The following is a 6,872-nucleotide window of genomic DNA, read 5'->3' as shown; positions in this document are numbered from 1 at the left end:
TCGGCGTGTTCGGCGGCGGGAAGGCCCACGAGCACCGCTCCGCGAGACACGCGGGCCCGACCCCGAGCCACGCGTCGGCGAGCCCGTCCTCGACCGGGTCGCCGTCCGCGGCGACGCCCTCCGGGACGACGCCGACGGCGACGTCGCCTGCGGCCGTCGCCCTGCCGGACGGCTACCACTGGCACCACGACGACACGGGCTTCTCGATCGCCGTGCCGGACGGTTGGACGGCCAAGCACCACGGCCACTACCTGTACGTCGAGGACCCGCACAGCTCCCGGCTCCTCATCGTCGACCAGTCGGACCACCCCAAGCCCGACGCGCTGGCCGACTGGAAGGAACAGGAGTCCGCCCGCCGCGGCGGCTTCACGGACTACCACCGGGTCCGCCTGGAGTCGGTCGACTACCCGCAGGCCCGCAAGGCCGCCGACTGGGAGTTCACCTACCGGGGCTCCGGCGGCCGTACGCACGTGCTCAACCGGAACATCCTGGCCAACAGCAAGCACGCCTACGCCCTGTACTGGCAGGTGCCGGAAAGCCGGTGGAAGGCGAGCAAGCCCATCTTCGAGGTCTTCGCGACCACGTTCCGCCCCGCCAAGTGACGGGGAGCCGAATGATCCATCCAAGTTACCGACGCGTAACCTACTGGTGAGTTACCAGCGGCGGCGGACGCTGTTACCTTGCAGCCACTTCCACGTGGCAGAGCGAGGAGAGCCCTGTGCGTCGCATCACCCCCCGTCTCCGTGCCCTCATCGGCTCCTTGTCCCCGGCGGTCCCGCGAAGGCCGGGCGGCGGGAGGGCGCCGGCCGTCATCGCGGCCGTCGCGGCATGCGTCGGCCTGACCGCCGCACCCGCGTCCGCCTCCGTCGTGTCCCCCGGCGAGGTCTCGCGCGGGGTGACCATCCCGGCCTTCTACGACCCGCCCGCGTCGCTGCCGTCCGCCGACGGCGCACTGGTCCGCACCGAGCCCCTGCCCCTCGGCCTGAGCCTGCCGGGCCTGGACGGCCGCCCGTTACCGGGTACGGCGACCCGGTTGATGTACAGGTCCACCGACTCGAACGGGCAGCCGGTCGCGGTGACCGGCGCCTACATCGAGCCCTCGGCCGCCTGGCGCGGTGGGGGATCCCGGCCGCTGGTGGCGTTCGCCTCGGGCACGATGGGGCAGGGCGACCAGTGCGCGGCCTCGATGGCCCTGCAGTACCCGCTGACCCTGACCGGCCAGACGCTGTCGATCGGCTATGACGACCTCGCCATCTACCGCCTGCTCTCCGCCGGTGCGGCGGTCGTCGTCACCGACTATGTCGGCCTGGGCGCGACCGATCGGCTGCACACCTACGTCAACCGCCTCGACCAGGGCCATGCGCTGCTGGACGCGGCCCGTGCGGCACACGACGTGCCGGGGGCGTCGATCGCCGGCGACTCGCGCGTCGGTCTGTACGGCTACAGCCAGGGCGGCGGCGCCGGCGCCGCCGCCGCCGAACTCCAGCCCTCGTACGCGCCCGACGTGAGGCTGGCCGGCACCTACGCCGGTGCGCCGCCCGCCGACCTGACCTCGGTCATGAAGGGCATCGACGGCAGCGCCCTCGCCGGTGCCCTCGGCTGGTCGATCAACGGCTTCACCCAGTCCGACCCCGCCCTGAAGGCCATCCTCGACGCCGACGTCAACGCCGCCGGCAAGGCCGCGCTGCGCGACCTGTCGACCATGTGCGTCGGAGAGGCGATCCTCACCTACGGCTTCGCCACGAGCACCCAGTGGACCGTCGGCGGCAAGTCCATCGCCGCCGTCATCGCGGCGAACCCCTCGGCGCAGGCCACGCTCGACGCACAGCGCATCGGCACGCTCAAGCCCGCCGGCCCGGTACGGCTGGCCACCGGCGTCCAGGACGACATCGTCCCGCACGCCCAGGCCCGGCAACTGGCCGTGGACTGGTGCCGGAAGGGCGGCGACGTCACCTACCGGCCCATCGTCCTGCCCGATCTCGGCGACAAGCTCCTCACCAACCACCTCGCGCCCCTGATCGCCGACCAGGGCGACGCGGTCTCCTGGCTGACCGACCGCCTGTCGGGCAAGGCGGCCACGTCCAACTGCCAGGCGATGCCCGTCCAGCCCTGATGGCCACCCGCGTCCCCGGGCCGCCGTTCTCGTCACGGAGCGTCACCGTCGGGCGGTCGTCGTCGCCGGGCCGGACGGCCGTTGGCGGCCGACCGTCGAGAGGTCATTTCTGTCTCACGTTGTCATCCCGTACGGCCTGCGGAAACATCGGCAACCGTGGCCTGTCCTGGGCACCCTTGGGCCGCCATTGCGAAGGGCGACCCTATGACCCCGAAGAGTTATGTGACGATCAGATTTCGATGTCGTAACCGTCCCATGTCTCCGCCTTTGGGGCCCTATACGCGGCAGCTCACGAGGAATACGTTGTGCGGCCAAACAAACTGTTTCCTTGGGGAGCTCGGAGAAGGTGTCGACGTGAGACTGAAGCGCACGGCGTGTATCGCGGCGATCGCTGCCATGGCCACGGCGGGCCTCGCGGCCTGCGGTAGCGGAGATGACAACAACAGCAAGGGCAACGGTTCCGACAGCGGCAAGATCAAGGGCAAGGTCGGGATCATCCTTCCCGACACCAAGTCCTCGGTCCGCTGGGAGAGCTTCGACCGTCCGGTCCTGACCCAGGAGTTCAAGCAGGCCGGGATCCCCGCCGACATCCAGAACGCCGAGGGCGACAAGCAGCGCATGCAGACCATCGCCGACCAGATGATCACCAACGGTGTGACCATCCTGGCGATCGTCAACCTCGACTCCGCCTCCGGCGCGGCCATCGAGAGCAAGGCCAAGCAGCAGGGTGTCCAGACGATCGACTACGACCGTCTGACGCTCGGCGGCTCCGCGGACTACTACGTGTCCTTCGACGGCACGCAGGTCGGCCGCGTCCAGGGCCAGGGCCTGCAGAAGTGCCTGGGCGACAAGAAGTCCAACATCGTCTACCTCGACGGCTCCCCGACCGACAACAACGCCACCCTCTTCAAGAACGGCGCGCACGAGATCCTCGACAAGGTGACCAACTACACCAAGGTCGCCGAGCAGGCCGTGCCCGACTGGGACAACCAGAAGGCCGCGACCATCTTCGAGCAGATGTACACGCAGCAGAACGGCAAGATCGACGGCGTGTACGCCGCGAACGACGGCCTCGGCCAGGCGGCCATCTCGATCCTGAAGAAGAACGGCGTGGCCGGCAAGGTGCCGGTCACGGGCCAGGACTCCACGCCGCAGGGTCTGCAGAACATCCTCGACGGCACCCAGTGCATGACGGTCTACAAGCCGAACAAGCAGGAGGCCGACGGCCTCGTCAAGGTCGTCACCGCGCTGGCCAAGGGCCAGAAGCCGCAGACCAACGGCACCTCCGACGACCCGACCGGCAAGCGGCAGGTGCCCTCGATCCTGCTCCAGCCGATCGGCATCTTCAAGGACAACATCAAGCAGGTCATCACCGACGGCGGCGTCAAGCTCGCCGACGTGTGCAAGGGCGGCTACGCCGCCAAGTGCAAGGCGGCCGGCATCCAGTGACCGTCATGGGGCGCCCGCCGAAGCGGGCGCCCCGCTCGCCGTCCAAGGGGGAACGAAACGTTGTCCGAGAACCAAACGCCGTCCGAGAACGGAACCCCCACGCTCGAGCTCGTGGGGATCAACAAGAGCTTCGGAGCCGTGCACGTGCTCCACGACGTCAGCCTCGCCGTCCATCCCGGCCAGGTGACCGCCCTGGTCGGTGACAACGGTGCGGGTAAGTCGACCCTCATCAAGTGCATCGCCGGGATCCACCCCATCGACTCGGGCAGCGTCATGTTCGAGGGGCAACCGGTGAGCATCGGCAGCCCGAAGGACGCCTCGAGCCTCGGCATCGAGATCGTCTACCAGGACCTCGCGCTGGCCGACAACCTCGACATCACCCAGAACATGTTCCTGGGGCGCGAGCGCACGAAGGGCGTCGTGCTCGACGAGGCCTCGATGGAGCAGTCCGCTCGCGAGACCCTCGCGCGGCTTTCGGTGCGCACCGTCAAGTCGGTTCGCCAGCAGGTGGCCAGCCTGTCCGGTGGCCAGCGGCAGACCGTGGCGATCGCCAAGGCCGTGCTGTGGGAGTCGAAGGTGGTCATCCTCGACGAGCCGACCGCCGCGCTGGGCGTCGCGCAGACGCGGCAGGTGCTCGACCTGGTCCGGCGGCTCGCCGAGACGGGCCACGGGGTCATCCTGATCTCGCACAACATGAACGACGTGTTCGAGGTCGCGGATCGCATCACCACGCTCTACCTGGGGCGGGTCGCGGCCGACGTCGCCCGCTCCGACGTGACGCACAGCCAGGTGGTGGAGCTCATCACCACGGGCCGGTCCGGTGACCTCGGACTCGCGCCCGCGACCGCCGCCGAAAGCATCTGAGGTTCACCATGTCCACAGACACCCCCCAGCCTGCCGAGACGGTCGAGGACACCCCGCCCGGCGCGCACCAGGCCGACTCCGCGTTCTCCGCCGACACCCGGGTCCAGACGGTGTCCACGGCACTGGGCGACTACGGATCGCGCCTGCGCTCCGGCGACCTGGGCTCGCTGCCCGCCATCTTCGGGCTCGCGGTCCTGGTCATCCTGTTCTACGGCCTGCGTCCTGAGACGTTCCTGTCCAAGCTCAACCTGGCGAACCTGCTGACCCAGGCGATGCCGGTCGCGATCCTCGCGATGGGTCTGGTCTTCGTCCTGCTGCTCGGCGAGATCGACCTGTCCGCGGGCGTGGCGAGTGGCTCGTCCGCGGCGGTGATGGGCAAGCTGCTCATCGACGGCGGAGTGAACTGGGTCATCGCGGTTCTCGCCGCTCTGGTGACCGGCCTGGTCATCGGCGCGGTCATCGGCGCACTCGTCGCCATCGTGCGCATCCCGTCGTTCGTCGTCACACTGGCCTTCTTCCTCGGGCTCCAGGGCATCGCCCTGAAGCTCATCGGCGAGGGCGGCACGGTGCCGGTGCACGACAACGTGATCATCGCGCTGGCGAACAAGAACATGCCGGTGTGGCTCGGCTGGACGCTCGCGGTGGTCTGCGTCGTCCTGTACGCGGGCTTCCAGCTGCTGCGGCAGCAGCGGCAGGCGGCCAAGGGCCTGTCGCGCAGCCCGATGCCCCTGGTCGTGGCCCGCATCGTCGTCATCGCGATCATCATCATCGGGGCGACGGCCGTGCTGAACCAGAACCGGGCGCGCGTGACCACCATCTTCCTCGGCGGCGTGCCGTGGGGCGTGCCGCTGGTCGCCGTCCTGTTCATCATCTGCACGTTCGTGCTGCAGCGCACCACGTACGGCCGGCACGTGTACGCGGTCGGCGGCAACGCCGAGGCGGCGCGCCGCGCGGGCATCAGCGTGACGGGCATCCGGATGTCGGTGTTCATGATCGGCTCCACGCTCGCCGCCATCAGCGGCATCATCCTCGCCTCGCGCCTCGGCTCGGTCACCCCCGACGCCGGCGCGGGCAACACGCTGCTGTACGCGGTCGGCGCGGCCGTCATCGGCGGCACCAGCCTCTTCGGTGGCAAGGGCAAGGCACGTGACGCCCTCATCGGTGGTCTCGTCATCGCGACCATCGACAACGGCCTCGGCCTGCTGGGCGCCAAGGCGTACCTCAACTACCTGATCACCGGTGGCTTCCTCCTGCTCGCCGCGAGCATCGACGCGCTGGCCCGGCGTCGCCGCTCCGCGACCGGCCGCTGACCCCCGGAAGCGATCCCGTGACGCGCCGACGCATTCGCGGGTCGACTCAGGACGACGTGCGCCGGCACAACCTCGGCACGATCCTCACCGAGGTGCACCGGCACGGTCACCGGTCGCGTGCCCTGCTCACCGCGGAGATGGGGCTGAACCGGAGCACCATCGGCGACCTGGTCGCCGAGCTGACGGAGGCCGGGCTCGTCCTGCAGCGCTCAGCGAGCGCCCAGGGACGGGCCGGCCGTCCGTCGTTGGAGGTGGTGCCCTTTCCGGACGGCGTGTACGTCCTGGCGGTCGACCTGGGCGTGCAGCATCTGGCCGTGGCGAGGGTCGGGCTCGGCGGCGACGTGCTCGACCGCGTCGACGTGGAGCCCGAGCGCGACTGGAGCGATCTGGACGTCACCGTCGAGGCGATCGCCGACACGTGTGGCCGGCTGCGCCGGGCGGCCCCGCCCGGCGCCCGGTGCGTGGGCGTCGGGCTGTCCGTGCCCGGCGTCGTCCGGCACGAGGACGGCCTGCTCCGGTTCGCGCCGAACCTCGGCTGGACGGACGTGCCGTTCGGCGCCCGGCTGGGGGAGCGGCTGGACCTGCCGGCCGTGATCGCCAACGACGCCGACCTGGGCGCGCTGGCCGAGCACTGGCGCGGTGTGGCCGCCGGGTACGAACACGTCGTCGTGATGTCCGGCGAGATCGGCATCGGCGGCGGCATCCTCGTCGCCGGACGTCCCCTTCGCGGGCGCGGCGGGTACGCGGGGGAGATCGGTCATCTCCGGGTCAACCCCAACGGCCGGCCGTGCCGATGCGGCGCGATCGGATGCCTGGAGACCGAGGTCGGCGCGGACGCGCTGCTGCGTGAGGCCGGCCGCAGCCCGGGCAGCGGCATGGACGCCTACCGCGACGTCCTGGACCGGGCCGCCGCGGGAGAGCGTGCGTGCGTGGACGCCGCCGCCCGTGTCGCACGCTGGCTCGGCGTCGGCGTCGGCATCCTGGTGAACACCTTCAACCCCGACATCGTCATCCTCGGCGGCCCGCTCGGCGAGCTGTACGAGGCGACCGCGGAGATCGTGGCGGACGCGGCCTCGCGGTCCTCGCTCGTGGCGCCGCGCGAGCAGGTGCGCCTGGCCGCCTCGGCGCTCGGCCCC

6 protein-coding genes are annotated in these 6,872 nt (G+C 70.5%); all 6 read left to right on the top strand.

What is annotated here, in order from left to right; all coding sequences use genetic code 11:
- Positions 1 to 602 (top strand): serine/threonine kinase C-terminal domain-containing protein (locus ACFFNX_RS37390; RefSeq protein WP_512699871.1); only part of this gene is annotated, 602 nt, incomplete at its 5' end.
- Positions 603 to 718: 116 nt separating this feature from the next.
- Entirely contained in the window at positions 719 to 2,113 is a 1,395-nt protein-coding gene (locus ACFFNX_RS37385) for a lipase family protein (protein WP_378210773.1), read from the top strand.
- A 354-nt stretch (positions 2,114 to 2,467) separates the two neighbouring features.
- Positions 2,468 to 3,562 (top strand): sugar ABC transporter substrate-binding protein, encoded by a 1,095-nt coding sequence (locus ACFFNX_RS37380; RefSeq protein ID WP_378210772.1) that lies wholly within the window; start codon positions 2,468 to 2,470, stop codon positions 3,560 to 3,562.
- 60 nt (positions 3,563 to 3,622) lie between these two features.
- Positions 3,623 to 4,426, top strand: coding sequence for an ATP-binding cassette domain-containing protein (locus ACFFNX_RS37375; RefSeq protein WP_378210770.1), 804 nt, complete (start codon positions 3,623 to 3,625; stop codon positions 4,424 to 4,426).
- A gap of 8 nt (positions 4,427 to 4,434) precedes the next feature.
- Positions 4,435 to 5,736 (top strand): sugar ABC transporter permease, encoded by a 1,302-nt coding sequence (locus ACFFNX_RS37370; protein ID WP_378210769.1) that lies wholly within the window; start codon positions 4,435 to 4,437, stop codon positions 5,734 to 5,736.
- A 56-nt stretch (positions 5,737 to 5,792) separates the two neighbouring features.
- Positions 5,793 to 6,872 (top strand): ROK family protein (locus ACFFNX_RS37365; protein WP_378210768.1); only part of this gene is annotated, 1,080 nt, incomplete at its 3' end.

This window comes from Actinoallomurus acaciae, from assembly GCF_042429965.1.
In the GTDB taxonomy this organism is placed as follows: Bacteria; Actinomycetota; Actinomycetes; order Streptosporangiales; family Streptosporangiaceae; genus Actinoallomurus; species Actinoallomurus acaciae.
The sequence above is the reverse complement of the archived record's forward strand: the minus strand, read 5'-3'. Positions and strand labels throughout refer to the sequence as shown.

Coding starts and splice junctions, on each gene's coding strand:
- ACFFNX_RS37370 (WP_378210769.1), top strand. CDS start 4,435: ATGTCCACAGACACCCCCCAGCCTGCCGAGACGGTCGAGGACACCCCG.